We start from the raw sequence: 23722 nt of genomic DNA on the forward strand, positions 1-23722 counted from the left end.
CCGTCAATAAAAAATCGTTTGTTGACCAACTTGTTTTGCGCGAAATTTTGCCAGAGAAAATACTTCATGTGAATCAGCATGTTACCTTGAATTAACACAGACCTTTTATGCATCGTCATACGAAACGTAACGCACGGCCTTATCCAAGGTTATGATTTGACAGCAAACGATATCCATGCTGTCAAACACCCGAGTCCCCGGCGCGCCGGAGGGCGCAGGAAAGATGGCGAAGGGGCGGATTCGATGAAGCCACATGCGATGATCGGGGCGAGCCTGCTCGCGCTGGCGACGCTGACCACGGGCGGCCTCGCGCCGGCGGCGCAAGCGGCCGCGCCGATATCGATCACGGTTTCCGAGGGCACCCACCTCGCCTTCGCGCTGTCGCCGGACGGACGGCGCATCGTGTTCGATCTGCAGGGCGTGCTCTATGTCATGCCCGCGAGCGGCGGCGCGGCGACCGCGATCACCGACGCGCTCTATGACGGGCGCCAGCCGAGCTGGTCGCCGGACGGCAAATGGATCGCCTTCCAGTCGAACCGCGACGGCCATTACTGCATCTGGCTGATCGCGCCGGACGGCACGCAGGCGCACCCGGCCGCGAAAGAGCCTTATGAGGAGCGCGAGCCGGCATGGTCGCCGGACGGCAAATGGCTCGCCTTCACCTCCAGCCGCGACGGCAAGTTCGACATCTGGGCGCGCAACATCGTCGACGGCAAAGTCAGGAAGCTCAGCAACGGCCCCGGTGGTAACAGCCGCGCGAGCTGGTCGCCGGACGGCACGCGCATCGCCTATGTCTCGGACCGGATGGGCGCGACCGGCATCTATGTCGCGGACATGCAGGGGCATGAGACGCTCGCTGCGAAGGCGAACGTGATGGCGTTCGGCATGAACGTGCCGATGGGCACCCCGACGTGGACGACGGACGGCAGGCATGTGCTGTGGGCGCGCATCGCGGATGGCAAGGCGGTGCTGATGAAGGACGACCAGCCCTTCATCGAGGGGCAGGACATCCATCCGTTCCGCGCCGCGTGGCTGCCGGGCGGCGACCTGCTCTATGCCGCCAACGGCAAGCTCAACCGGCGCGGGGCGGACGGCGGCGAGACGGTCGTGCCCTTCGCCGCCGCGCTGAAGGTGCGCCGCCCCGACTATGCCAAGCGCCATGCCGTGCTCGATTCGCCCACCGCGCGCCCGGTGACCGGCGTGCAGCGCGCGGTGCTGTCGCCGGACGGCCGGCAGGTGGCGTTCACCGCGCTCGGCGACCTCTATGTCATGCCGATCGGCGGCAAGCCCCGCCGGCTGACCGACGGCGGCCCTTATGTGGTGGTCGACCCCGCCTGGTCCCCAAAGGGCGACAGGCTGGCTTATGCCAGCGACCGCGAAGGCTCGCTCGACCTGTGGACGGTCGATCTCGCCACCGGCAGGCACGAGCGGCTGACCGATGCGCCGGGCGCGGAGATGCGCCCGTCATGGTCGCCGGACGGCAAGAGCATCGTCTATGTCGACGCGACCGGCGCCTATACCGAGCTGGCCCATGTCCTCGATCTCGCGACGAAGCAGGATCGCCAGATCAAGGAGGCCGGCTCCAGCCCCGGCTATCCGGCCTTCACGCCGGACGGGAAGTCGCTGATCGTCTCGACGCTGCGCAACGCGTCGGATTCGCAATCCTATGTCGTCGGCGGCTATAACGAGCTGTCGATCGTCCCGGTGGACGGCGGCGGCAAGGCGCGCGCGGTGTCGCTGGTGCCGGGCCGCTCGGTCGGCAACCGCTCGGGCGACGGGCCGGTGCTGTCGCCGGACGGCAAGCTCTACGCCTATCAGATGGACAGCGCGCTCTATGTCCAGCCCGCCGCGCCCGACGGCGGCCCGGCGGGCGCGCCGCGCAAGCTTTCCGACACGATCCCGACCGGGCTGAGCTGGAGCGCAGATTCGCGGACGCTGCTGGTCGCCACCGGCGGCTATCTGCAACTGATCCCGGCGGCGGGCGGCGCGGCGCGCAAGGTGGCGCTGCCGCTGCAATGGACCGCCGCGCGCGGCGAGGGCGTGACGACGATCCGCGCCGGGATGCTGGTCGACGGCGTGACCGACAAGGCGCGCCGCGACATGGACATCGTGATCGACGGCAGCCGCATCCGCTCGATCGCGCCGCACGGCGAACGGCCGGTGCAGGGCCGCTTCGTCGACGCATCGAACCTGACGGTCATGCCCGGCCTGATGGACATGCACGTTCATCTCATCAAGGAATATGGATCGAGCTTCGGGCGGCTCTACCTTGCCTGGGGCATCACCACGGTCCGCAGCCCCGGCAACGTGCCCGGCGACGTCATCGAGGAAAAGGAGGCGATCGCCGCGGGCCGCAGGCCCGGCCCGAACATGTTCGTGACCGGCTATATCCTCGACGGCGAGCGCACCGTCTGGGAAATGGGCACGCCGGTCGCCAATCGCGCGGAGGTGGACCGGCAGATCGGGCTGGCGAAGCTGCTCGGCTACGACATGATAAAAAGCTACGTCCACACCGCCGAGCCGGTGCGGCAGGAGATCGTCGCCGCCGCGCATGCCGCCGGCCTCCCCGTCACCAGCCACGAAATCTATCCCGCCGCGCTGTTCGGCAGCGACAGCGTCGAGCATCTCGACGGCAACGGTGCCGGGCGCGGCTATTCGGCGAAGGCGAGCCAGCTCAACATCGCCTATCAGGATGCGGTCGATATCATCGCGAAATCCGGGATGACGGTGACGCCGACGATCTCGCTGTTCACGCCCACCGCCGAGCTGGTCGATCACGATCCGACGATCGCCAGGGCGCGCGAGGCGCTGCAACCCATATGGGTGCGTGAGGGGCCGATCATGAGCTTCGCCAATGGGCCGGGCGCGGAGGTGCTGGCGAACAACATCCGCCAGTCGATCGCCAGGATCTTCCACGCCGGCGGCAAGATCGTGGTGGGGACGGATTCGCCCTTCACCCCGATCGGCATCAACACCCACAACGAGCTGGTGCAGGAGGTGAAGGCCGGCCTCACGCCGTTCGAGGCGCTGCGCAGCGCGACCGCCGTGCCGGCCGAGCTGCTCGGCGAGGGTGCGGACCTCGGCACGGTCGAGCCGGGCAAGATCGCCGATCTCGTCTTCGTCGAGGGCAACCCGCTGGAGGACATCACCAACGCCAGCAAGGTCCGCAAGGTGATGAAGACCGGGAAGCTCTACACGATCGGACAGTTGCTGACGCGCGACGGGGCGAAATAACCGCCGCCGCGCGTCGCCGGGTCACTCGCCGCAGCAGCCCCCTTCCCGCCCGTGGCGGACGCTCGCCGCGTCGCGGTCGGAGGGGACGTCGATCCCCGCGTTCGCCGCGAAGAAGCCGTTCGGCTTGAGCATGAAGCCGGCATATTCGACCGGCATCACCGGAAAGTCCTCCGGCTTGCAGACGTGCGTGTGGCCGAAGCTGTGCCACAGCACGATATCGGTGTTGTCGATGCCGCGATTGGCCTCGACGTAGCGCGGCAGGCCGTCGCCGCCCTGGTGCTGGTTGGGATAGTCGCCGCTGGCATAGCGCTCCGCCGGATCATAGGGCGTGACCCAGATGTGCTTCGTCGCGAAGCCGCCGCGCGCGTGGACGTAGCTGCCCGGCTGCGCCAGCATCAGGGGCGTCGGCTGGACGACCACCTTATAGGCCGGCGCGCCGCCGACGGAATTGACGCGGTTGGGATTGGACACCTTCCAGTAGCGCCCCGCCCGCCCGTCCGCCTCGCGCGCCGCGTCGCGCTCGCGCAGCAACGGGCGGCTGACCAGATCGAAGACGTTGCCGTGCGGATTGTCCGTCCCCCACGGGCGCGGATGGAATTCATGCTCCGAGACGCTGTTGCCCTCGTCGCCGTCCACCATCATGTGCATCCGCACGTTGAAGAAATGCTGGTGCGTCGGCCCGCCCAGCCCCTCGTCGACCATCCCGCCCCACGGATAGGGCTTACCCGGCGCGACCGCCGCCGTCTGGATGATCCCGGTCAGCTTCGCCTCGAGCTGGATCGTGCCGTCCTGATAGAGATACCAGTAGAAGCCGTAATCGTAATTGCCGACCGTCGCGAAGAAGCTGATGACCAGCCGCCGCGAGCGCCGCGTCTCGTGCACGCCAGTGCGGAACTCGTTGTGCTTCCACAGGATGCCATAATCCTCCTCGTGCATGCAGATGGCGTTCCTCATCACCATCGGCCGCCCGAGATCGTCCACCGCCGGCACGTCGAAATAATGGATGTGGCCGAGGCAGTCGCAGCCCAGCTCCAGCGCGTTGGCCAGCCGCCCCAGCCCATATTCGCCGGCGTCGAACGCGCTTTTCCAATAATGGTTGGCGGTGGGATCGGCATAGGGCACGACCATCTCGGTGACGCTGGCGCGATAGATGATCGGCCGCACCCGCCCGCCATCCTCGTAACCGAGCTGATGCAGCACCAGCCCCTCGCGCGGCGTGAAGCCGACGCGGAACGACCATTTCTGCCATTCGACCTTCCATCCGTCGACGGTGAAGCTCGGCCCTTCCGGCTGGAGGATGTGCAGCGGCTTCAGCCCGGTGCGCGGCGGGGGCAGGTCCTTCGCCTCGTAATTGCGCTTCTTCCTCGGGATCGGCACGATCTCCGGCTCGTCGACCAGGGTGACGATCTCCTCGCGGTTGAGATCGACCACCGCGACCAGCCCCTCGATCGGATGGGCATAGCCGTTGTCGTTGGGCTGCTCGCGATAATAAGAGACCGCGCGGACGCAGCGCTTCCCCGCCTCCTCCGCATAGCCGAAATGGCCGGCGGAGAAGGGATCGACCTGCACCAGATCGATCTCCGCCTCGCTCAGCCCGCGCCGCGCGACCGCCGCGCGCCACGCAAGATCCTTCTTCACCGCGCGCTCGACGGCCTGGAACTCCTCCAGCATCACCGCCGGCTGGCCGAACGGCGCCGCGTCCTGCGCCAGCGCGCGCCATTCGGTGACCACCCCGCGCGCGAGATCGACCCGCGCCTCGAACGCCGCGCCGGTGTCGCGGCGCAGCACCACCGCGAAGGCGACGCGCGGGATCGGCTCGCCGACGCGCCACGCCATCACGCGATCCTTGTGCGGCTCGTCCAACTCGACGTTGACGAAGCGCAGGTGCAGGCCGGCATCGTCATGCGCGCGCACCGCCGCGCAGGCCGCCGCGATCTCGCGCGCGTCGAGCGGATCGAGCGGGTGGCGCACGCCGGACGGATTGAACGCGGATTCGGTCATCATTCTCTCCAGCCCCCGCGCTGAATCGCGATTGCGCGGCAATTTAGATTGATATAAAACTATTATCGCTTCGATGGAAGCGCAATACGCTCTATAATTCTTCATTGCCGCTTGCGCCTTATTAAATTTGTCGTCAAACTTTATCGCGATTCAAAAGGGGAGAGGGTGCGATGCCGCATGGCATGAAGAGCGGGCTGGCCGCCGCCGCGATCGTGGCGCTCGGCGCGGCGGGCCTCGCCGCCGGATACGGGTGGGCGCAGGACGAGCAGCCGCGCGCGACCGTCAACGCCGGCCGCCCGCACGGCTATTATTTCTCGCTCGATGGCAAGCGCCGCACCTTCCAGGAGGATGGGGTGGCGAACGTCGAGGTCGTCGTGCCCAACAATGTCAGCGAGGGGCGCTACAACGTCATCACCTCGGACTGGAACGCCGATTTCAAGGTGCCGCCGCATTTCCACCGGCACCATGCCGAAACCTTCTACGTGCTCGGCGGCGAGGTGGAATGGACGGTCGAGGGCGAGACGCATGTGCTGCATCGGGGCGAGGCGATCTTCATCCCGCCCAACACGGTGCACAGCGTCCGCGTCGTCGGCGGCAAGCCGATGAGGAACCTGCTGATCTACGAGCCGGGCGGCTACGAGGATCAGGTCGATTTCAAGATGAACTACAGCGCGGCGGAGCTGAAGGACCCCAGGATCGTCGCGCGCATCCGCGCCGCCGGCGACTTCAACCTCGCGACCGACGGGAAATAGCGGCGCGATGGCAACCGGCTTCTTCCACGACGAGCGCACCTTGTGGCATTTCGGCGCGATCCACACCGGGAACATCCCGGCGGGCGGCTGGGTGCAACCCTCCAACGGCAATTTCATGGCCGAGGCGCCCGATCCCAAGCGGCGCATCGTCTCGCTGCTCGAAGTGTCGGGGGTGATGGCGAAGCTCGACCGGCGCGGCGCCGAGCCCGCCGACGATGAGGCGCTGCGCCGCGTCCACCCGCGCGACTATCTCGATCGCTTCGCGGCGATGAGCGCGGGCGGCGGCGGCAGCGTCGGGCCGGACGGCAGCTTCGGCCCCGGCGGCTATGACATCGCCCGGCTATCCACCGGCCTCGCCGTCGCGGCGGTGGAGGCGGTGCTGACCGGCGCGCTCGACAATGCCTATGCGATGACGCGCCCGCCGGGGCATCATTGCCTGCCCGATCAGGGCTATGGCTTCTGCCTGCTCGCCAATGGCGCGATCGCGGTGGAGGCGGCGATCGCGCGCCACCAATTGTCGCGCGTCGCGATCCTCGACTGGGACGTGCATCACGGCAACGGCACGGAGGCGATCTTCCGCGACCGGCCGGACGTGCTGACGATCTCGCTCCATCAGGACAATTGCTATCCGATCAACTCCGGCGCGGCGTCGGAACGCGGCAGCGGGCGCGGCGAGGGCTATAATCTCAACGTGCCGCTGCTGCCCGGCGGCGGCGACCAGGCCTATCTCAACGCGCTCGACCTGATCGTCGCGCCGGCGCTGCGCCGCTACCGGCCCGAACTGATCGTGATCGCCAGCGGGGTGGACGCCAACGCGCTCGATCCGCTCGCCCGGATGCTGGCGCACAGCGAGACGTTCCGCGCGATGATGGCGCGGGCGAAGGCGCTGGCCGACGAATTGTGCGGCGGCCGGCTCGTCGCGATCCACGAGGGCGGCTATTCGGAGGTCTATGTCCCGTTCTGCGCCCATGCGCTGATCGAGGAACTGGCCGGCGTGCGTTCCGCCGTGGCCGATCCGGTGCTCGAGTTCGTCCGCGCGCAGCAGCCCGGCGACGCGATGCGCGCGCTCCAGCGCCGGCTGCTCGTCGAGCAGGCCGAGACGCTGGATTTCGCCGCGCGGGCCTGAAGGGAGGGAGCGTCCATGTCGACCGCGATCGATTCCTTGCTGCCGCCGCCCTCCGCCGATACCGGCCCGGCGCCGGAAAGCCGGGGCATGGTGGCGCGCATCGTGATCTTCAGCGCGATCGTGCCGCTGGCGCTGCTCGTCGCGCCGGTGCTGACGACGCAGCTCATCGCCGAGCGCGGACTGACGCCGGCCAATGTCGGCAACTACTTCCTGTTCGAGCTGGGGGGCATCAGCCTCGCCTCCCTGCCCGCCTTGTGGTGGATGCGCCGCTTCACGTCGCGCAAGATCGCGACCGTCGCGGCGGCGGTGTTCGTCGCGGGCAATCTGCTGTCGACCGTCGCGCCGGGCATCGCGCTCCTGTTCGCGACGCGGCTGGTGACGGCGATGGCGGGCGGCGCGCTGATGCTGCTGTGCCTCAATGCCGCCGGGGCGTCGGCCAATCGCGACCGGCTGTTCGGCTGGTGGATCGCGGGGCAATTGGTGCTCGGGGCGATCGGCCTGTCGCTGCTACCGCGCCTGTTCGCCGGTTTCGGGCTGAATGCCTTCTACCTGCTGATGGCGGCGATGATGGCCACCGCCTTTCCACTCGCCTTCCGCTTCGACGCGCCGACGATCGAGCCGACGCACGGCGATGGGCGCCGGGGCGGCCTGCTGCTCCCCGCCGTGGCGATGATCGCGGTGCTGGCTTTCTATATCGGGCTGGGCGGAAGCTGGGCGTTCATGTCGGTGATCGCCGCGCGCTCCGGGCTGAAGCCGCTGCCGGTGGCGGACACGATAGCGATCGCCTCGCTGCTCGGCATCGCGGGGGCGCTGCTGGCGACTTTCCTCGGCGGACGGGCGAAGCGGTGGATGGCGCTATCGGCCGGCTATGCCCTGCTGTTCGGCGCGGTGCTGATGCTGCTCGGGCGGCTCGACATGACCGCCTTCGCCGGCGCGGCCTATGCCTTCAAATTCTCCTGGACCTTCACCCTGCCCTTCATCCTCGCCGCGATCGCCGCCCGTGACACGAGCGGCGGGATCATGGCGTGGATCAACATGGTGATCGGCTTCGGCACCTCGATCGGGCCGGTCATCACCGGGCGGATATTGGGGAGCGCGGGCGCGGGGGTGATGCTCGCCTTCTGCGCGGCGATGATCGCGGCGAGCTTCGTCCTGCTGCTGCTGATCGAAAGCGGCGCGGTGACGCGTGGAAAGAACATGCGATGAGTTTCACCACGCCGCGCGATGTGCTTGATGCCTATGCCGAGGGTTGCAGGCGGCTCGACCGCGAGCTGCTCGCGCGCTGCTTCCACCCGCGCGCGGTGATGGCGGGCGACCTCGACGGCAAGTTGCTGGTCGGCGGGCCGGAGCCGTTTCTCGACGACGTGGCCGGGATCGCCGCCGCCGGGATCGACCATGCCGGCTTCGCCGCGCAGGTGATCGAGCTGACGGTCAACGGCCGCGTCGCCGCCGGGGCGGTGCATTCGACCGGGTTCGCTGGCCGCTTCGCCTTCCTCGATCGCTTCCATCTGATCGAGGACGAAAGCGGCTGGCTCATCACCAGCAAGAGCTTCACGACGCTGTAGTCCCCGACATTTTTCGCTCGCCGGGGTAGGGTTCCCCGCTACTTCTCCGTCTAGAAAGACGAACGAGAGCGAAAAAGGGGCTGGAGATGAAGACGAGCTATCTGATCGGCGCGGCGCTGATCGCGGTCGCGCCGCCGCAGGCGGGCGCGGCGCCGGCGGCGGCGATCACGGCAAAGGCGGGCGCGCTCCCCTCGCCGGCGGAAGCGTTCCCGACCGAGCCGGGCAGCGATTATTATCTCGCCAATTACGACGCCTATGAAAAATATCTGAAGACGCTCGCCGCGCAGTCCGACCGGATGAAGCTGATCGACATCGGCAAGTCCGCCGAGGGGCGCACGATGTGGGTGGCGATCGTCTCCTCCCCCGCCAACCTCGCGAAGCTCGACCATTATCGCGAGATCGCGCGCAAGCTCGCCAAGGCGGAAGGGGTGGACGAGGCGCAGGCGAAGGCGCTCGCCGCCGAGGGCCGCGCGGTGGTGTGGATCGACGCCGGCCTTCACGCCACCGAGACGGTGACGACGCAGAGCCAGATCCATGTGCTCTACCGGATGCTCACCGGGCAGGACGCCGAGACGAAGCGCCTGCTGGACGACACGATCATCCTGTTCGGCCACGACAATCCCGACGGGCTGCAACTCGTCGCCGACTGGTACATGCGCAACGCCGATCCGGCGAAGCGCGAGTTCAAATCGCTCCCGCGCCTCTACCAGAAGTATGTCGGCCACGATAACAACCGCGACAGCTTCATGGCGCAGATGCCGGAGACGGTGGCGGTCAACCGGATGCTGTTCCGGGAATGGTTCCCGCAGATCATCTTCAACCAGCACCAGACCGGGCCGGCCGGGATGGTGGTGTTCGTCCCGCCGTTCCGCGATCCGTTCAACTATAATTACTCCCCGATCATCATGACCGAGCTTCAGGAGCTTGGCGCGACGATGCACAGCCGGCTCGTCTCGGAGGAGAAGGCGGGATCGGGGATGCGCAGCGCCGCGCCTTATTCCACCTGGCATAACGGGATGGAGCGATCGGTCGCCTATTTCCACAATTCGATCGGCCTGTTGACCGAGATCATCGGCGGTCCGACGCCGGAGAAGATCCCGCTCGTCCCCGACACGCAGCTCGCGCGCAACGACGAGCCGATGCCGATCGGCCCGCGCGACTGGCATCTGAAAGACAGCCTCGAATACCAATGGTCGCTCGATCGCGCGGTGCTCGACTATGCCTCGCGCAACCGCGAGCGGCTGCTGATGAACTTCTGGCGCATGGGCCATCAGGCGATCGAGCGCGGCAAGCGCGATAGCTGGACGATCACGCCGAAGGACGTCGACGCGGTGAAGGCCGCCGCTGGAGACAAGTCGCAGGAAGCGGACGAATATGTGCGCGGCGCGAAGGCGGTCGATCCCCGCCTCTACAAGACGATCCTCAACGATCCGGCCAAGCGCGATCCGCGCGGCTATATCCTGCCGCCCGACCAGCAGCGCGACATGCCGACGACGATCGCCTTCCTCAACGCGCTGCTGAAGAACGGCGTCGATATCGAGCGCGCCACCGCGCCCTTCACCGCAGGGGGCAAAAGCTATCCGGCCGGCTCCTATGTGGTGAAGACGGCGCAGGCGTATCGCCCGCACGTGCTCGACATGTTCGAGCCGCAGGACCATCCGCACGATGCCGAATATCCCGGCGGCCCGCCCAAGGCGCCCTATGACATCACCGGCTATACGCTGGCGTGGCAGATGGGCGTGCAGTTCGATCGCGTGCTGGACGGCTTCGACGGGCCGTTCGAGCGCGTCACCGCCGACCTGCTGACCACGCCGCCGGGCAAGGTGATCGGTTCGGGCAATGCCGGCTGGATCGTCGGGCATGAGGCGAACAACAGCTTCATCCTCACCAACCGGCTGCTCAAGGCCGGCGTGAAGGTGCGATGGCTGACCGGCGCGACGAAGGTGGCGGGCAAGGCGCTCGCCCCCGGCGCGATCTGGATTCCCGCCTCGCCCGAGGCGGCGCGGATCGTCGCGGAATCGGCGCCGCTCGGCATCGACGCATACCGTATGGCCAAGGCCCCGGCCGGCGCGAATATCGCGCTCCGGCCGGTCCGCGTCGGACTGGTCGATCGCTATGGCGGGGTGATCCCGGCGGGCTGGACCCGCTGGCTGCTCGAACAGTACGAATTCCCCTTCACGGTCGTCTATCCGAAGGAACTGGACGCCGGGAACCTCAACGCGAAATATGACGTGCTGCTGTTCGCCGACGGCACCTTCACCGGCCCGCGCGGCGGCCCGTACAAGGCCGGCTACGCCAGCGCCCAGCCGAAGCCGGAGGATATCCCGGCCGAATATCGCGACTGGCTCGGCAATGCGACGGCGGACAAGACCGCGCCGCAGGTCGAGGCCTTTGCCAAGGCGGGCGGCACCGTCATCACCGTGGGCGGTGCCAACGCGCTCGCCACCTTGCTCGCGCCGACGATCCAGCCCGCGCTGGTGAAGAAGAAGGCGGACGGCTCGACCGGCGCGCTCGACAGCCGCGATTTCTACATTCCCGGCTCGCTCGTGCAGGCAAGCGTCGATCCGACCAAGCCGCTCGCCTTCGGCATGACGCCGAAGGTCGATATGTTCTTCGACAAGAACCAGCCCTTCACGCTCGGCGCGGGGGCGACCTCGATCGCATGGTTCGATTCGGCAACGCCGCTGCGCAGCGGCTGGGCGGTCGGGCAGGACAAGCTCAAGGGGACAGTCGCGATCGCCGACGCCGATCTCGGGCGCGGCAAGCTGTTCGCGATGGGCACGGAAGTGACGCAGCGCGCGCAGCCTTATGCAACGTTCAAGCTGCTGTTCAACGGCATCCTCTACGGCCCAGCGGTCGCGGCGGGACGCTAGAACAAGGCAAAGCCCTTCCCTATCAGGGGAGGGGCTTTTTACCCGTCGTGCTTCCCGCTACGACCCCGCCCATGCAATTCTTCTCCGACAATGTGGCGCCGGTGCATCCGGCGGTGTTCGCGGCGATGCAGGCCGCCGATGCGGTCGATTCCGGCTATGACGGGGACCGGCTGAGCAAGGCGCTCGACGCGCGTTTCTCCGCGTTGTTCGGGCGCGAGGCGGTGGCGCTGTGGCTGCCGACCGGCACCGTCGCCAATGCGATCGCGCTGGCGACGATCTGCCCGCCCTATGGCGGGGTGATCTGCCATCATGAGGCACATATCCAGAACGACGAATGCGGCGCGCCGGAATTCTATACCCATGGCGCGAAGCTGCTGCTCGCCGGCGGCGCGGATGCGAAGATGACGCCGGAGACGGCCGCGGTGGTCGCGGACGCGATTCCGAACGACGTCCACCGCGTGCAGCCGCGCGCGCTGTCGCTGACCAATGCGACCGAACTCGGCACGGTCTATACGCCCGCCGAGGTGCGGGCGCTGGCCACGCTGGCCGCAACGCGCGGCTGGCGCGTGCATATGGACGGCGCGCGGCTGGCCAACGCGGCGGTCCATCTCGGCTGCTCCCCGGCCGATCTGACGCGCGGCGTGGACGTGCTGAGCTTCGGCTTCGTCAAGAACGGCGGGCTGTCGGCGGAGGCGCTGGTGTTCTTCGACCCCGCGCTGGCCGACGACGCGCTGCGGCGGCGCAAGCGCGGTGGGCACCTGCTGTCGAAGGGCCGCTATCTCGCCGCGCAGATCCACGCGATGCTGGACGGCGACCTGTGGCTCGCCAACGCCCGCGCGGCCAATACGGCGGCGGCGCGGCTGGCGCGGGCGGCGAGCGGGCGGCTGGTCCATCCGGTCGAGGCGAACGAGCTGTTCCTGCGCATGACGCCCGACGAGGCGGCGGCACTACGCGCCAAGGGTTACGGCTTCTACGACTGGAGCGCGGGGGTGATCCGCCTAGTCACCCATTGGGCCAGCCGCCCGGACGAGGTGGACGCGCTGGCGACGGCGATCGCCGCGCTCTGATTATTCGCCGATCAGATGCGCCGCCACCCGCCGCTGGTGGGGCGCACGGCGATGCTCGAACAGATACACCCCCTGCCACGTCCCCAGGGCGGGCCGACCGCCGACCACCGGGATCGACAGGCTGGTCTGGGTGAGCGCGGCGCGGAGATGCGCGGGCATGTCGTCCGGCCCCTCGTCGTCATGTTCGTAATCGGCGCTCTCCGGCGCGATCCGCGCGAAATAGCGCTCCAGATCGCGCCGCGCGGCGGGGGCGGCGTTCTCCTGCACCAGCAGCGAAGCGGAGGTGTGCCGCACGAACAGGGTGAGCAGCCCGGTGGCGATCCCGCTCCCCGCCACCCAGCGGCAGAGCGCGTCGGTGAACGCGTGCAGCCCCTGCCCCGGCGTGTCGATCCGCAATTCGGTGCTGGCCTGACGCATGACCATGGCTTGCCCGAAACCCCGCCTCGACGCTAGGGCGGCGCGCATGACGACGAACTCCACCGGCGCCGGGCGCCTCGAACGGCGCATGGCGCGCGGCGCCGCTTTCCTCGGATCGGAAGTCGCGATCCTCGGCGGTGCGATGTCCTGGGTGTCGGAGCGGCATCTGGTCGCGGCGATCTCCAATGCCGGCGGCTTCGGCGTGATCGCCTGCGGCGCGATGACGCCCGAGCTGCTCGACGCGGAGATCGCGGGCACGAAGGGGCTGACCGGCAAGCCGTTTGGCGTGAACCTCATCACCATGCACCCGCAACTGACCGAACTGATCGAGGTCTGCGCGAAGCACAAGGTGAGCCATGTCGTCCTCGCCGGCGGCCTGCCGCCCAAGGGCAGCCTGGAGGCGATCAAGGCGTCCGGCGCGAAATGCATCTGCTTCGCTCCCACGCTGGCGCTGGCGAAGAAGCTGATCCGCTCCGGCGTCGACGCGCTGGTGATCGAGGGGATGGAGGCCGGCGGGCATATCGGCCCTGTCTCCACCAGCGTGCTGGCGCAGGAGATGCTGCCGGAGATCGCGAACGACGTGCCCGTGTTCGTCGCCGGCGGGATCGGGCGCGGGCAGGCGATCGCGGGCTATCTCGACATGGGCGCGGCGGGCGTGCAGCTCGGCACGCGCTTCGTCTGCGCGACCGAGAGCATCGCGCATCCCAACTTCAAGAAGGCGTTCATCCGCGCCAGCGCGCGCGACGCGGTCGCCTCGGTGCAGATCGACCCGCGCCTCCCCGTCATTCCGGTGCGCGCGCTGAAGAATGCCGGCGGCGAATTGTTCACCCAGAAGCAGCGCGAGGTGGCGCAGGCGCTGGACGAGGGCCGAGTGGCGATGGCCGAGGCGCAGCTTCAGATCGAGCATTACTGGGCCGGCGCGCTGCGCCGCGCGGTGATCGACGGCGATGTCGAGCATGGCAGCGTGATGGCCGGCCAGTCGGTCGGCATGGTGACGAAGGAGGAGCCGGTCGCCGACATCATCGCGACGCTGATGGCCGAGGCGGCGCAGGCGCTGGAGAAGAAGGCGGCCTGATTCCCGTTCATTTCCGATCGCTTCGCCGCGCCGGTAACCTTTTGTTAACCATTTGAGTGCCGAATCCCGCGCACAGAGGGAGAAAGCGCCATGAAAAGGGCCGCCATATCCGTTGCGACCGCCGCGCTGGCGGTGTCGCTCGCGGGATGCGCCTCGCATCCGAAATCGCAGGTGGCGGCCACCCCGCCGCCGCCGGCCAAGGCCATCCCGGCCGCACCGATGCCGGCGGGCGGACGGCCCGGCATGACCATCCCGACGCGGCTGTCGGACGGCAGCTACCTCACCCCCAACCGCAATCTCAGCGCGGCGGCGGCGATATGGCACCTGCGCGCCGCGCTGAACGTCGCCGCGCTCGCCTGTCGCGGCGCGGAACAGGCGGCGATCGTTCAGGGCTACAACAACCTGCTCACCCGGCAGAAGGCGGCGTTCGCGCAGGCGCAGGCGACGCTCGCGGCGGAATATCGCGCGACCGGCGGCGACTGGCAGGCGCGCGAGGACGACGCGATGACGCGGCTCTACAATTATTTCTCGCAGGATTTCGCACGCGACGCCTTCTGCGCCCGCGCCGCGCAGGTGCTGGGCCAGGCGGACGGCATCGCTCCGGCTACGTTCGAGACGTTCGCGGGTGAGCAACTGCCGGCGCTCGACCGGCCGTTCGTCGATTTTTTTCGCGCCTATGACGCATGGCGCACCGGAGAGGCGACGCGGCCGGTGATCGCCTATGCCGCCCCCGCCCCGGTGCCGGTCGCGGCGAGGCCGGCGAAGGTCGCCAAGCCGCCCCGCCTGCGCGTCGACATGAGCGCATTGCAGGATCAATCGCTCGCCGGCGGCTGATCCAGCCCGCGTGGGGGTTACACAAGCCGCGAGGTTCGGTTAACAGCCCAAGGCATGACGACCGGCCGGGACCAACCCGTCGAGGGGCGCTTCGACGGGTCGACACATCGCTTCCCCGTGCGGGTCTATTTCGAGGACACCGACCTGTCGGGCGTCGTCTATCACGCCAATTACCTGCGCTTCATGGAGCGCGCGCGATCGGACATGCTGCGGCTCGCCGGAGTCGACCAGCGCGCCGCGCACGAGGCGGGTGATGGCGCCTATGCCGTCGCCAGCCTCACGATCCGCTACGCCGCGCCCGCCCGGCTCGACGATGCGCTGATCGTGGAGACGGAAGTCACCGAAGTGCGCGCCGCATCGGTATCCATTCATCAGAGAGTCATGCGCGGCGATATCTTGCTGGCCGAGGCGGACGTCGTCGCGGCGCTGGTCGCTCCTTCCGGGCGGCCGCGGCGGCAGCCGGGTGCGTGGATCGATCGTTTCAACTCCTTACTGGCCAAGAAGGACCAGACGCCTTGAACCTGTTCTTCAATTCCGACGCCGCCACGCTTTCGCCGGTCGCGCTGTTCATCCAGGCGGATTGGGTGGTGAAGCTGGTGATGCTTGGGCTGCTCGCCGCGAGCATCTGGACCTGGGCGATCATCTTCATGTTCTGGCGTCGCATCGGCCGCACCCGGCGCGCGGCCGAGGCGTTCGAGCGCGATTTCTGGAAGGCGGACGATATCGACGCCTTCTACAAGGCGCATGTCGACGACGACCAGCCCGCCGCGAAGGTGTTCATCGCCGGGGTCGCCGAATGGCGACGATCGACGCAGGGCGCCGCGATCGACCGCGCCGGCACGCGCGAGCGGCTGGCGACGGCGATGGGCGCGGCGGTGGCAAACGAAATCGACCGCCTGTCGGATCGGCTCAACATCCTCGCGACGGTCGGCTCGGTCGCGCCGTTCGTCGGGCTGTTCGGCACGGTATGGGGCATCATGCGCAGCTTCACCTCGATCGCCAGCCAGCAGAACACCAGCCTCGCGGTGGTCGCGCCGGGCATCGCGGAGGCGCTGTTCGCCACCGCGATCGGCCTGTTCGCGGCGATCCCGGCGGTGATCGCGTACAATCGCTTCAGCCACGGCATCAACCGGATCGAGGCGCGGCTGAACCGCTTCGCCGACGGTTTCCACGCCACGCTGAGCCGCCAGCTCGATCGCGAGCGCTGAGCCGATGTCGATGCAACTCCCCTCGCAGCGAAGCGGCCGGCGGCGCGCGCCGATGGCGGACATCAACGTCACGCCACTGGTCGACGTGATGCTGGTGCTGCTCATCATCTTCATGGTGACGGCGCCGCTGCTGACGGCGGGCGTGCCGGTCAACCTGCCGGACAGCCGCGCCAAGCCGCTCGACCAGGAGCAGCAGCCGACCGAGATATCGATCGACACGATGGGCCGCATCTTCATCGCCAAGGAGGAGGTGAGCGAGCAGCAGCTTCCCCAGCGGCTGGAGGCGATCGCCGCGCACGCGCCGGCCGGCGGCCAGCCGCCGCAGGTGTTCCTGCGCGCGGACAAGGCACTGGACTATGGCCGGGTGATGCGCGTGATGGGCGAGCTGAACCGGGCGGGGCTGAACCGCGTTGCGCTGGTGACGGTCGGCGAGGATTGACCTGGTGGATCGGGCGGAGAAAATCGGGCTGGGGCTGGCCGTCGCCGGGCACATCGTGCTGTTCGGCCTGCTGTCGGTCGGCTTCCTCGCCACGCCCAACCCGCTCAAGCTGAAGCAGGAGCCGGTCGAGGTCAGTCTGGTCAAGGACGTCGGGCTGGAAGCCGCCGCGCCGCAGGCCAAGACCCCGCCGGCCCAGTCGGTCGCCCCCGATCAGGGCGAGCCGGAGGACGCCGCTCCCCCTGCCCCGGTCGAGGCCGCGCCCGAGCCGAAGCCGGAACCCAAGCCGCAGCCGGCGCCCAGGCCGGAGCCGAAACCCGCCCCGGTAAAACCCGCGCCGAAGCCGGCTCCCGCGCCCAAGCCGGAACCAAAGCCCCAGCCGAAGCCTAGGAAGGAGCCGCCGGCCGTCGAAAAGACCGCCGCGAAACCCGAGCCGAAGAAGCATGAGACGGCCGCGGCCGCCAGGCCGGAGAAGACCCCGCCCGCCAAGGCGCAGGGCACCGGCAAGACGGCCGAGTCCAAGGCGGCGCGCCCGCGCGGCAGCCGGCTCGGCCCCGACTTCCTCAAGGGGCTGACCAGCGACGCGACCAGATCGACCAGCCAGACGCCGCAGGCCGCGAAGATCGACTCCGCCGCGCTCGCCTCGATCGTTCAGGCGATCGCGCGACAGATCCAGCCGTGCGCCGACCGGCAGGTCGATCCCGGCCCCGGCGCGAACGAGATCGTCACCACGCTGAACCTCAGGCTCAACCCGGATGGCACGCTCGCCGCCACGCCCACCGTGGTGCGCCAGACGGGGATCAACGACGAGAACCGGCGCTACGCGCAGCGCGTCCACGATCTGGGCGTCGCCGCGTTCAAGGGCTGCTCGCCGCTGAAGCTGCCGCCGCAATTCTATTCCACGCCAAACGGGGGGTGGAACAACATCAATTATCAGTGGAAGCTCCGGTGATCGCGCCGAGCTTTCGCGAACCAGCCGCGCCGGGAGAAGCGGGGCATGAAATTGAAAGGAAAGGCCCTGTCCATGCGTAGCATCGCCCTTCTCTCCGTCATGTTGCTGGCCAGCGCAGCGCCAGCGCAGGATGTGCCGCCCACGCCGCTCAATCCGCCTGCGCAGCCGCCGGCGGCGCAGCAGCCGGGCGCCACGCCGCCGCCGCTCGAAGTATCGGTGACCGGGGGCATCTCCGCGCCGATGCCGATCGCCATCCCGGCGATGCCGACGACACAGGTGATGAACACCCCGGCCGGATCGACCGACGCGCTCGGCCGCCAGCTCGCCGACATCGTCACCAACGACCTCAAGAGTTCCGGCCTGTTCACCCCGCTGCCGCCCGCGCAGCTTCGCACCGTGATGTATCCCGAGGTGACGCAGCCCGCCTTCTCCTATTGGGGCGGGTCGGGCGCGCAGGCGCTGGTGCAGGGCTTCATTCGCGCCAACGGCGACGGCACGCTGACGGTCGGCTGTTATCTCTACGACGTGTCGGCGCAGACCGAGCTGATGCGACAGGGCTTCGTCGTGCCGCCGTCCGAATGGCGGCGCGCGGGGCACAAATGCGCCGACATGGTCTATACCCGGCTCACCGGCGAGGGGCCGTATTTCGACAGTCGCGTCGTCTATGTATCCGAAACCGGGCCGAAGGCGCACCGCACCAAGCGGCTCGCGATCATGGATCAGGACGGCGCCAACCACCGCTTCCTCACCAACGGCCAGTCGATCGTGCTGACGCCGCGCTTCGCGCCGAACCAGCAGTCGATCGTCTATATGAGCTTCATCAACGACAAGCCGGCGATCTACGTCTATAATATCGGCTCCGGCACGCAGCATCTGGTGACCAGCCCCGAGCGGCTGACGTTCGCGCCGCGTTTCTCGCCGGACGGGCGGTGGATCATCTTCTCGATGTCGACGGGCGCGAACACCAATATCTATCGCGTGCCGACGAGCGGCGGCACGCCGCAGCGGCTGACCAATTCGCCGGGCATCAGCACCGGCGGCAGCTATTCGCCCGACGGGTCGAAGATCGTGTTCGAGAGCGATCGTTCGGGCACGCAGCAGCTCTACGTGATGAACGCCGACGGATCGGACCAGCATCGCATCAGCTTCGGCGGCGGTCGCTATGCGACGCCGGTATGGAGTCCGCGCGGCGACCTCATCGCCTTCACCAGGATCGGCGGCGCTTTCCGCATCGGCATCATGAGCCCGAACGGATCGGGCGAGAAACTGCTGACCAATTCCTGGCAGGACGAAGGGCCGAGCTGGTCGCCCAACGGGCGCGTGCTGATGTTCTTCCGGCAAGGGCGCGGCAATGCCGGCAAGGCAGATTTGTGGTCGGTTGACCTGACGGGCGTGAACGAGCGGCGCATTCCGACCCCGCTCGACGGCTCCGATCCGGGCTGGGGTCCGCTTCGGCCTTGAACTTTGCGGGGGCGCGGGGAACAAGGGATTTTCAGGAGAAGAACTCATGGCAAGACTGACGACCACGCTGCTGATGGCGACCGCGCTGGTGGCGACCGCCGCCTGCTCGAAGAAGCACCCCGACGTGCTGCCCCCCGCCCCCGGCGCGGCGCCGGAGCAGACCCAGCCGACCGGCCCGCAAGGCCCGGTGGGCGACGCCGTGGTCCCCGGCTCGTCGGCCGATTTCAAGCGCTCGGTGACGAGTGACACGGTGCATTTCGGGCTCGACCAGTCCGACATCGACGACACCGCGCGCGGCATCCTCGATACGCAGGTGACGTGGCTCGCCCGCTATCCCAACGTGCGCATCACGATCGAGGGCCATTGCGACGAGCGCGGCACGCGCGAATACAACCTCGCGCTCGGCGACCGCCGCGCCAATGCGGCGAAGAACTATCTCGCCAGCCGCGGCGTGGACGCCTCGCGCATCACCACGATCAGCTACGGCAAGGAACGCCCGATCGCGCTCGGCTCGGACGAGGAAGCCTGGGCGCAGAACCGCCGCGCCGTGACGGTGGTGCTGAGCCAGTAACGCGTGATGCCGCTCCCTGTCATCCCGGCCGCACGCCGGGGTGACGGCGGCGAGAAGACCGCTTACTCTCCCCGGCCGGATCAGGGGGAGTGCGGCATGAAGGCGATTTTCATCACCGGCGGCGCATCGGGGATCGGGCGCGCGGTGGCGCTTCTGTTCTCCGCGCGCGGCTGGCGCGTCGGGCTGGCGGATATCGATGACGGGGGGCTGGCCGCCACCGCCGCGATGCTGCCGGCGGAGCGCACTTCCACCTATCATCTCGATGTGCGCGACATGGCCGGGTGGGAGGAGGCGCTCGCCGCGTTCACCACGACCAGCGGTGGGCGACTCGACGTGTTGTTCAACAACGCCGGCATCGGCCAGGGTGGCGCATTCGGCACGATCGACCGCGCCGCGCTGGATCGCGTGATCGACATCAATTTCCGCGGCGTCGCTTATGGCGCGCGCGTTGCTTATCCCTGGCTCAGGGCGACGCCGGGGTCATGCCTGCTCAACACCGCTTCGGCCTCCGCGATCTACGGCTCGGCGGGGCTGGCGCTTTATTCCGCCACCAAGTTCGCGGTGCGGGGGTTGACCGAGGCGCTGGACGGTGAATGGGCCGCCGACGGCATCAAGGTGCGCGACCTGCTGCCGGGCTTCATCGACACCGCTATCCTGAGCACGCCGATCCCCGACACGAACCGCACCGCGCGCGACGCGGTGGTCGATGCCGGGCTGGAGTTCACGCCGGTCGAGACGGTCGCGCAAGCCGCATGGGATGCGGTGCACGGCGACCGCGTTCATGCCGTGATCGGCAAGACCGCCCGCCGCCTCGCCTTCGCCGCGCGCTGGATGCCCGGCCGCCTGCGCAGGATGATGCGCTCAGGCGCGCTGGGACGGGAATAACTCCTATCCGTCCAAAATCGAATCGATCGCTTCCGCCAGTTCGACATCGCGTGAGGAAAGGCCGCCCGCGTCATGGGTGGTGAGCAATATCTCCACCCGGTTCCACACGTTGGTCCATTCGGGATGGTGGTCCATCTTCTCCGCGATCAGCGCGACCTGCGTCATGAAGCCGAACGCCTCGGCGAAATCGGTGAACACGATCGAGCGAGTGATCGCGTCGCGCCCCTCGTCATAATCCCAGTCCGGCAGGCCATCGAGCGCATCCGCCCGTTCCGCCTCGCTCAGCGCCTCGATCATCATGCTCTCCTTGCCGCCTTGGCCGCCTCACGGGTATGGCGATCGGCATGGACGGGCAAGAGGCTATGGGGGAGGCGCCCTCGGCGGACGCGATCGAGGCGCATGCGCGCAGCGTGATCGCGCGCCTGCCGGCCGCGTTCCGCGCGCATCTCGGCGATATCGTGCTCGCGGTCGAGGAATATGCCGACGACGAGACGCTCGCCGCGATGGGCATCGAGCATCCGCTCGACCTGACCGGCCTTTATCACGGCCGCCCGCTGGGGGAGAAATCCTCGCTCGATTCGGGGATACTGCCCGATCGCATCTTCCTCTATCGCCAGGCGATCCTGGCCGAATGGTGCGAGACGGGGGTACGGCTCGACGATCTCGTCACGCATGTCACGATCCACGAGATCGGGCACCATTTCGGCCTGTCCGACGACGACATGCACGCGCTGGAAGACGCGGTGGCGGATTGAGCGCGCGGCTGGCGTTCGATCGCGTGGCCTGCGCCCGGCGCGGGCGGACGCTGTTCGAGGAATTGTCCTTCGCGCTGGAAGCAGGCGAGGCGCTGGTCGTCACCGGCCCGAACGGCATCGGCAAGTCCAGCCTGATCCGCGTCGCCGCCGGCCTGCTCCCGCCCGCCGCCGGCGCGGTGACGCATGACGGGGCGCGCGCCTTGCTGGCCGAGGCCGCCGCGCTGGATGGGGAACGGAGCGTCGCCGCCGCGCTCGGCTTCTGGGCGGGGCTGGATGACCGGCCCGCGCCGGAGACGCGCGTCGCCGCCGCGCTGGAGGCGCTCGACCTCGCTCCGCTGGCCGACGTGCCGGTGCGCCTGCTCTCGACCGGCCAGCGCCGCCGCGTCGGCTTCGCGCGGGTGCTGGCGAGCGAGGCGGCGATCTGGCTGCTCGACGAGCCGGCCAACGGCCTCGATAGTGCCGCCGTCACGCGGCTGGAGGCGCTGGTCGCCGGCCATCGCGCGCGCGGCGGCATCGCGCTGGTCGCGACGCATCAGCCACTCGCGCTCGCCGACGCGCGGGAGATGCGGCTGTGATCGCGCTGGTCCTGCGCGACCTGCGCCGCGCCTATGCCTCGGGCGGGGCGACGCTGATCGTCGCCTTCTTCCTGCTCGTCGCGATCCTGTTCCCCTTCGCGGTGGGACCGGACCAGAAACTGCTCGCGCGGATCGGCGGCGGCGTGATCTGGGCGGCGGCGCTGCTCGCCGCGCTGCTGCCGGTCGAGCGGCTGGTCGCGCCGGACATGGATTCGGGCGCGCTCGACCAGCTCGCGCTGCGCGGCTTCTCCGCCACCACGGTCGCCGCCGCCAAGATCGCCGCGCACTGGCTCGCCTTCGCGCCGCCGCTGATGGCGGCGACGATCGCCGCCGCCGGCCTGCTCGACTTGCCGGGCGAGGCGCTGCTGACGGTCGAGATCGGGCTGGCGCTCGGTACGCCGGGCCTCGCCGCGCTGGCGGTCGCGACGGGCGCGCTGGTCGCGGGGCTGCGCGGCGCGGGCGCGATCGCCGGCCTCGTCATGCTGCCGCTCGCCATCCCGCTGCTGATCTTCGGCGCGGGCGCGATCGAGGGCGGCGCGGGCGGCCTCAAGCTGCTCGCGGCGACCAGCCTGCTGCTGGTGGCCGGCGCGCCGTTCGTCGCGGGCGTGGCGATCCGCGCGGGAACGGAATGATGCCGATTGCCGTTTGCAAGCCGCCTTGCCTGCCGCGGTTCGATCGTTAGTCTGGTCCCATGTCCCTGATCGATATGTTCCTTTCGCGCGCGGTGAAGCGCGGCCGCCTGACCCTCCTCCGCCCCGGCGCGCAGCCGGCCACGTTCGGCACGCCGGAGCCGGGTTTTCCCGAGGTGACGATCCGCTTCGCCGACAGGCGCGTCGCGATGGCGATCGCGCGCAACCCGGCGCTGGGCGCGGGCGAATGCTTCATGCACGGCCGGCTGATCGTCGAGCAGGGCGATATCCGCGACCTCGTCAACCTGCTGACCGCCAACGACAAGTGGGAATCCGGGCAGGACAATCTCGATCCGAGCTGGTTCGCGCGCGCCGCCGGGGCGGTGAAGCACCGCCTCGACCGCATCAACATGGAGCGCCGTTCGAAGAAGAACGTCGCGCATCATTACGATTTGTCGGGCCGGCTCTACGATCTGTTTCTCGACCGCGACAAGCAATATAGCTGCGCCTATTTCACCGATCCCGCGAACGGGCTGGAGCAGGCGCAGCTCGACAAGCTCGCGCATATCGCCGCCAAGCTGGCGCTGAAGCCGGGCATGCGCGTGCTCGACATCGGCTGCGGCTGGGGCGGGATGGCGCTCTATCTCAATCGCCATTTCGGGGTGGAGGCGCTGGGCGTCACCTTGTCCGAGGAGCAGCTCAAGGTCGCGCGCGGGCGGGCCAAGGCGGCGGGCGTCGCCGACAAGGTGCGCTTCGAGCTGATCGACTATCGCCGCGTGACGGGCAACTTCGACCGCATCGTCTCGGTCGGCATGTTCGAGCATGTCGGCCCGCCGCAATATCGCACCTTCTTCAAGAAATGCCGCGACCTGCTGGCCGACGACGGGGTGATGCTGCTCCATTCGATCGGCCGGATGGGCGAGCCGGGCGTCACCGACGACTGGACGACGAAGTACATCTTCCCCGGCGGCTACAATCCCGCGCTGTCGGAGATCGTGCGCGCTTATGAGGGGCTGCGGCTGTTTCCCACCGATGTGGAGGTGCTGCGGCTGCATTATTCGTGGACGCTCGATCACTGGTACGACCGCACCGTCGCCGTGAAGGACGAGATCGTCGCGCTGTACGACGAGAAATTCTATCGCATGTGGACCTTCTATCTCGCCGGCGCGGCGGCCGCGTTCCGTTATGGCGGGCTGTGCAACTATCAGGTGCAGCTCTGCAAGAGCCGCACCGCCGTGCCCGTGACGCGCGATTACATGTTCGAGGGCGAACGGGCCTTGCGCGAATCCGCTCCCCCCGCTTAGGG

At 68.5% G+C, this 23722-nt stretch carries 23 protein-coding genes; 20 read left to right on the plus strand and 3 right to left on the minus strand.

Annotation, left to right across the window (positions count from 1 at the left end; all coding sequences use genetic code 11):
• Nucleotides 1–243: 243 nt before the first annotated feature.
• Complete coding sequence (locus tag F9288_RS01210) at nt 244–3234, plus strand: amidohydrolase family protein (RefSeq protein ID WP_174834937.1); 2991 nt, start codon at nt 244–246, stop codon at nt 3232–3234.
• A 21-nt stretch (nt 3235–3255) separates the two neighbouring features.
• Here the strand turns inward: F9288_RS01210 and F9288_RS01215 are convergent, their stop codons facing one another.
• Nucleotides 3256–5238: a primary-amine oxidase gene (locus F9288_RS01215; protein WP_217482575.1), complete on the minus strand. Its 1983-nt coding sequence runs from the start codon at nt 5236–5238 to the stop codon at nt 3256–3258.
• A gap of 167 nt (nt 5239–5405) precedes the next feature.
• Here F9288_RS01215 and F9288_RS01220 point away from each other — a divergent pair, with 167 nt between their 5' ends.
• The 6 genes from F9288_RS01220 to F9288_RS01245 all read left to right on the plus strand — a co-directional run bounded on the left by F9288_RS01220 (nt 5406) and on the right by F9288_RS01245 (nt 12618).
• Complete coding sequence (locus F9288_RS01220) at nt 5406–5987, plus strand: cupin domain-containing protein (RefSeq protein ID WP_174834938.1); 582 nt, start codon at nt 5406–5408, stop codon at nt 5985–5987.
• Nucleotides 5988–5994: 7 nt separating this feature from the next.
• The gene (locus F9288_RS01225; protein ID WP_174834939.1) at nt 5995–7113 is read left to right on the plus strand and encodes a class II histone deacetylase; all 1119 of its coding nucleotides are present in this window, start codon (nt 5995–5997) and stop codon (nt 7111–7113) included.
• A 15-nt stretch (nt 7114–7128) separates the two neighbouring features.
• Nucleotides 7129–8319 (plus strand): MFS transporter, encoded by a 1191-nt coding sequence (locus tag F9288_RS01230; RefSeq protein WP_174834940.1) that lies wholly within the window; start codon nt 7129–7131, stop codon nt 8317–8319.
• The gene (locus F9288_RS01235) at nt 8316–8678 is read left to right on the plus strand and encodes a nuclear transport factor 2 family protein (protein ID WP_174834941.1); all 363 of its coding nucleotides are present in this window, start codon (nt 8316–8318) and stop codon (nt 8676–8678) included. The genes F9288_RS01230 and F9288_RS01235 overlap by 4 nt, the downstream gene beginning before the upstream one ends.
• A gap of 86 nt (nt 8679–8764) precedes the next feature.
• Nucleotides 8765–11551, plus strand: a complete 2787-nt coding sequence (locus F9288_RS01240; protein WP_174834942.1) for a M14 metallopeptidase family protein — start codon at nt 8765–8767, stop codon at nt 11549–11551.
• Nucleotides 11552–11622: 71 nt separating this feature from the next.
• Entirely contained in the window at nt 11623–12618 is a 996-nt protein-coding gene (locus tag F9288_RS01245) for a low specificity L-threonine aldolase (RefSeq protein ID WP_174834943.1), read from the plus strand.
• Here the strand turns inward: F9288_RS01245 and F9288_RS01250 are convergent, their stop codons facing one another.
• The gene (locus F9288_RS01250) at nt 12619–13035 is read right to left on the minus strand and encodes a secondary thiamine-phosphate synthase enzyme YjbQ (protein WP_174834944.1); all 417 of its coding nucleotides are present in this window, start codon (nt 13033–13035) and stop codon (nt 12619–12621) included.
• A gap of 46 nt (nt 13036–13081) precedes the next feature.
• Between F9288_RS01250 and F9288_RS01255 the strand changes: the two genes are divergently transcribed.
• The 9 genes from F9288_RS01255 (at nt 13082) to F9288_RS01295 (ending at nt 20457) form a co-directional block, all read left to right on the plus strand.
• Nucleotides 13082–14110: a nitronate monooxygenase family protein gene (locus tag F9288_RS01255; protein ID WP_174834945.1), complete on the plus strand. Its 1029-nt coding sequence runs from the start codon at nt 13082–13084 to the stop codon at nt 14108–14110.
• Nucleotides 14111–14200: 90 nt separating this feature from the next.
• Entirely contained in the window at nt 14201–14944 is a 744-nt protein-coding gene (locus F9288_RS01260; RefSeq protein WP_174834946.1) for a hypothetical protein, read from the plus strand.
• Between the two features lie 54 nt (nt 14945–14998).
• Nucleotides 14999–15463 carry a tol-pal system-associated acyl-CoA thioesterase gene (ybgC, locus tag F9288_RS01265; RefSeq protein WP_174834947.1) on the plus strand — a complete coding sequence of 155 codons (465 nt, stop codon included), beginning with the start codon at nt 14999–15001 and terminating at the stop codon, nt 15461–15463.
• Entirely contained in the window at nt 15460–16152 is a 693-nt protein-coding gene (tolQ, locus tag F9288_RS01270) for a protein TolQ (RefSeq protein WP_174834948.1), read from the plus strand. The genes ybgC and tolQ overlap by 4 nt, the downstream gene beginning before the upstream one ends.
• Nucleotides 16153–16156: 4 nt before the next feature.
• Nucleotides 16157–16591, plus strand: coding sequence for a protein TolR (tolR, locus tag F9288_RS01275; protein ID WP_174834949.1), 435 nt, complete (start codon nt 16157–16159; stop codon nt 16589–16591).
• Between the two features lie 4 nt (nt 16592–16595).
• On the plus strand, nt 16596–17540 hold the full coding sequence (locus tag F9288_RS01280; protein ID WP_174834950.1) for a cell envelope integrity protein TolA: 945 nt from the start codon (nt 16596–16598) through the stop codon (nt 17538–17540).
• Between the two features lie 72 nt (nt 17541–17612).
• Nucleotides 17613–19001 carry a Tol-Pal system beta propeller repeat protein TolB gene (gene tolB, locus F9288_RS01285; protein WP_174834951.1) on the plus strand — a complete coding sequence of 463 codons (1389 nt, stop codon included), beginning with the start codon at nt 17613–17615 and terminating at the stop codon, nt 18999–19001.
• 46 nt (nt 19002–19047) lie between these two features.
• On the plus strand, nt 19048–19572 hold the full coding sequence (pal, locus tag F9288_RS01290; RefSeq protein ID WP_174834952.1) for a peptidoglycan-associated lipoprotein Pal: 525 nt from the start codon (nt 19048–19050) through the stop codon (nt 19570–19572).
• A gap of 96 nt (nt 19573–19668) precedes the next feature.
• Complete coding sequence (locus F9288_RS01295) at nt 19669–20457, plus strand: SDR family oxidoreductase (RefSeq protein WP_174834953.1); 789 nt, start codon at nt 19669–19671, stop codon at nt 20455–20457.
• Between the two features lie 3 nt (nt 20458–20460).
• On the opposite strand, the gene F9288_RS01300 is transcribed toward F9288_RS01295, so the two are convergent.
• The gene (locus F9288_RS01300) at nt 20461–20757 is read right to left on the minus strand and encodes a 4a-hydroxytetrahydrobiopterin dehydratase (RefSeq protein WP_174834954.1); all 297 of its coding nucleotides are present in this window, start codon (nt 20755–20757) and stop codon (nt 20461–20463) included.
• Nucleotides 20758–20789: 32 nt separating this feature from the next.
• On the opposite strand from F9288_RS01300, the gene F9288_RS01305 reads away from it, so the two are divergent.
• From F9288_RS01305 to F9288_RS01320, 4 genes are read left to right on the plus strand one after another with little or no spacing between them, the layout of a single operon-like run.
• On the plus strand, nt 20790–21212 hold the full coding sequence (locus F9288_RS01305) for a metallopeptidase family protein (protein ID WP_254621023.1): 423 nt from the start codon (nt 20790–20792) through the stop codon (nt 21210–21212).
• Nucleotides 21209–21787, plus strand: coding sequence for a heme ABC exporter ATP-binding protein CcmA (ccmA, locus tag F9288_RS01310; protein WP_254621024.1), 579 nt, complete (start codon nt 21209–21211; stop codon nt 21785–21787). The genes F9288_RS01305 and ccmA overlap by 4 nt, the downstream gene beginning before the upstream one ends.
• The gene (locus F9288_RS01315) at nt 21784–22419 is read left to right on the plus strand and encodes a heme exporter protein CcmB (RefSeq protein WP_174834956.1); all 636 of its coding nucleotides are present in this window, start codon (nt 21784–21786) and stop codon (nt 22417–22419) included. The genes ccmA and F9288_RS01315 overlap by 4 nt, the downstream gene beginning before the upstream one ends.
• Nucleotides 22420–22478: 59 nt before the next feature.
• Entirely contained in the window at nt 22479–23720 is a 1242-nt protein-coding gene (locus tag F9288_RS01320) for a cyclopropane-fatty-acyl-phospholipid synthase family protein (RefSeq protein ID WP_174834957.1), read from the plus strand.
• Nucleotides 23721–23722: the final 2 nt, after the last annotated feature.

The organism is Sphingomonas sp. CL5.1, assembly GCF_013344685.1.
In the GTDB taxonomy this organism is placed as follows: Bacteria; Pseudomonadota; Alphaproteobacteria; order Sphingomonadales; family Sphingomonadaceae; genus Sphingomonas.

Coding starts and splice junctions, on each gene's coding strand:
- pal (WP_174834952.1), top strand. CDS start 19,048: ATGGCAAGACTGACGACCACGCTGCTGATGGCGACCGCGCTGGTGGCG.
- F9288_RS01255 (WP_174834945.1), top strand. CDS start 13,082: ATGACGACGAACTCCACCGGCGCCGGGCGCCTCGAACGGCGCATGGCG.
- F9288_RS01260 (WP_174834946.1), top strand. CDS start 14,201: ATGAAAAGGGCCGCCATATCCGTTGCGACCGCCGCGCTGGCGGTGTCG.
- F9288_RS01215 (WP_217482575.1), bottom strand. CDS start 5,238: ATGATGACCGAATCCGCGTTCAATCCGTCCGGCGTGCGCCACCCGCTC.
- F9288_RS01210 (WP_174834937.1), top strand. CDS start 244: ATGAAGCCACATGCGATGATCGGGGCGAGCCTGCTCGCGCTGGCGACG.
- tolB (WP_174834951.1), top strand. CDS start 17,613: ATGCGTAGCATCGCCCTTCTCTCCGTCATGTTGCTGGCCAGCGCAGCG.
- F9288_RS01225 (WP_174834939.1), top strand. CDS start 5,995: ATGGCAACCGGCTTCTTCCACGACGAGCGCACCTTGTGGCATTTCGGC.
- F9288_RS01220 (WP_174834938.1), top strand. CDS start 5,406: ATGCCGCATGGCATGAAGAGCGGGCTGGCCGCCGCCGCGATCGTGGCG.
- F9288_RS01320 (WP_174834957.1), top strand. CDS start 22,479: ATGTCCCTGATCGATATGTTCCTTTCGCGCGCGGTGAAGCGCGGCCGC.
- F9288_RS01240 (WP_174834942.1), top strand. CDS start 8,765: ATGAAGACGAGCTATCTGATCGGCGCGGCGCTGATCGCGGTCGCGCCG.
- F9288_RS01245 (WP_174834943.1), top strand. CDS start 11,623: ATGCAATTCTTCTCCGACAATGTGGCGCCGGTGCATCCGGCGGTGTTC.
- tolR (WP_174834949.1), top strand. CDS start 16,157: ATGTCGATGCAACTCCCCTCGCAGCGAAGCGGCCGGCGGCGCGCGCCG.
- F9288_RS01305 (WP_254621023.1), top strand. CDS start 20,790: ATGGCGATCGGCATGGACGGGCAAGAGGCTATGGGGGAGGCGCCCTCG.
- F9288_RS01230 (WP_174834940.1), top strand. CDS start 7,129: ATGTCGACCGCGATCGATTCCTTGCTGCCGCCGCCCTCCGCCGATACC.
- F9288_RS01235 (WP_174834941.1), top strand. CDS start 8,316: ATGAGTTTCACCACGCCGCGCGATGTGCTTGATGCCTATGCCGAGGGT.
- F9288_RS01295 (WP_174834953.1), top strand. CDS start 19,669: ATGAAGGCGATTTTCATCACCGGCGGCGCATCGGGGATCGGGCGCGCG.
- F9288_RS01300 (WP_174834954.1), bottom strand. CDS start 20,757: ATGATGATCGAGGCGCTGAGCGAGGCGGAACGGGCGGATGCGCTCGAT.
- ybgC (WP_174834947.1), top strand. CDS start 14,999: ATGACGACCGGCCGGGACCAACCCGTCGAGGGGCGCTTCGACGGGTCG.
- F9288_RS01250 (WP_174834944.1), bottom strand. CDS start 13,035: ATGCGTCAGGCCAGCACCGAATTGCGGATCGACACGCCGGGGCAGGGG.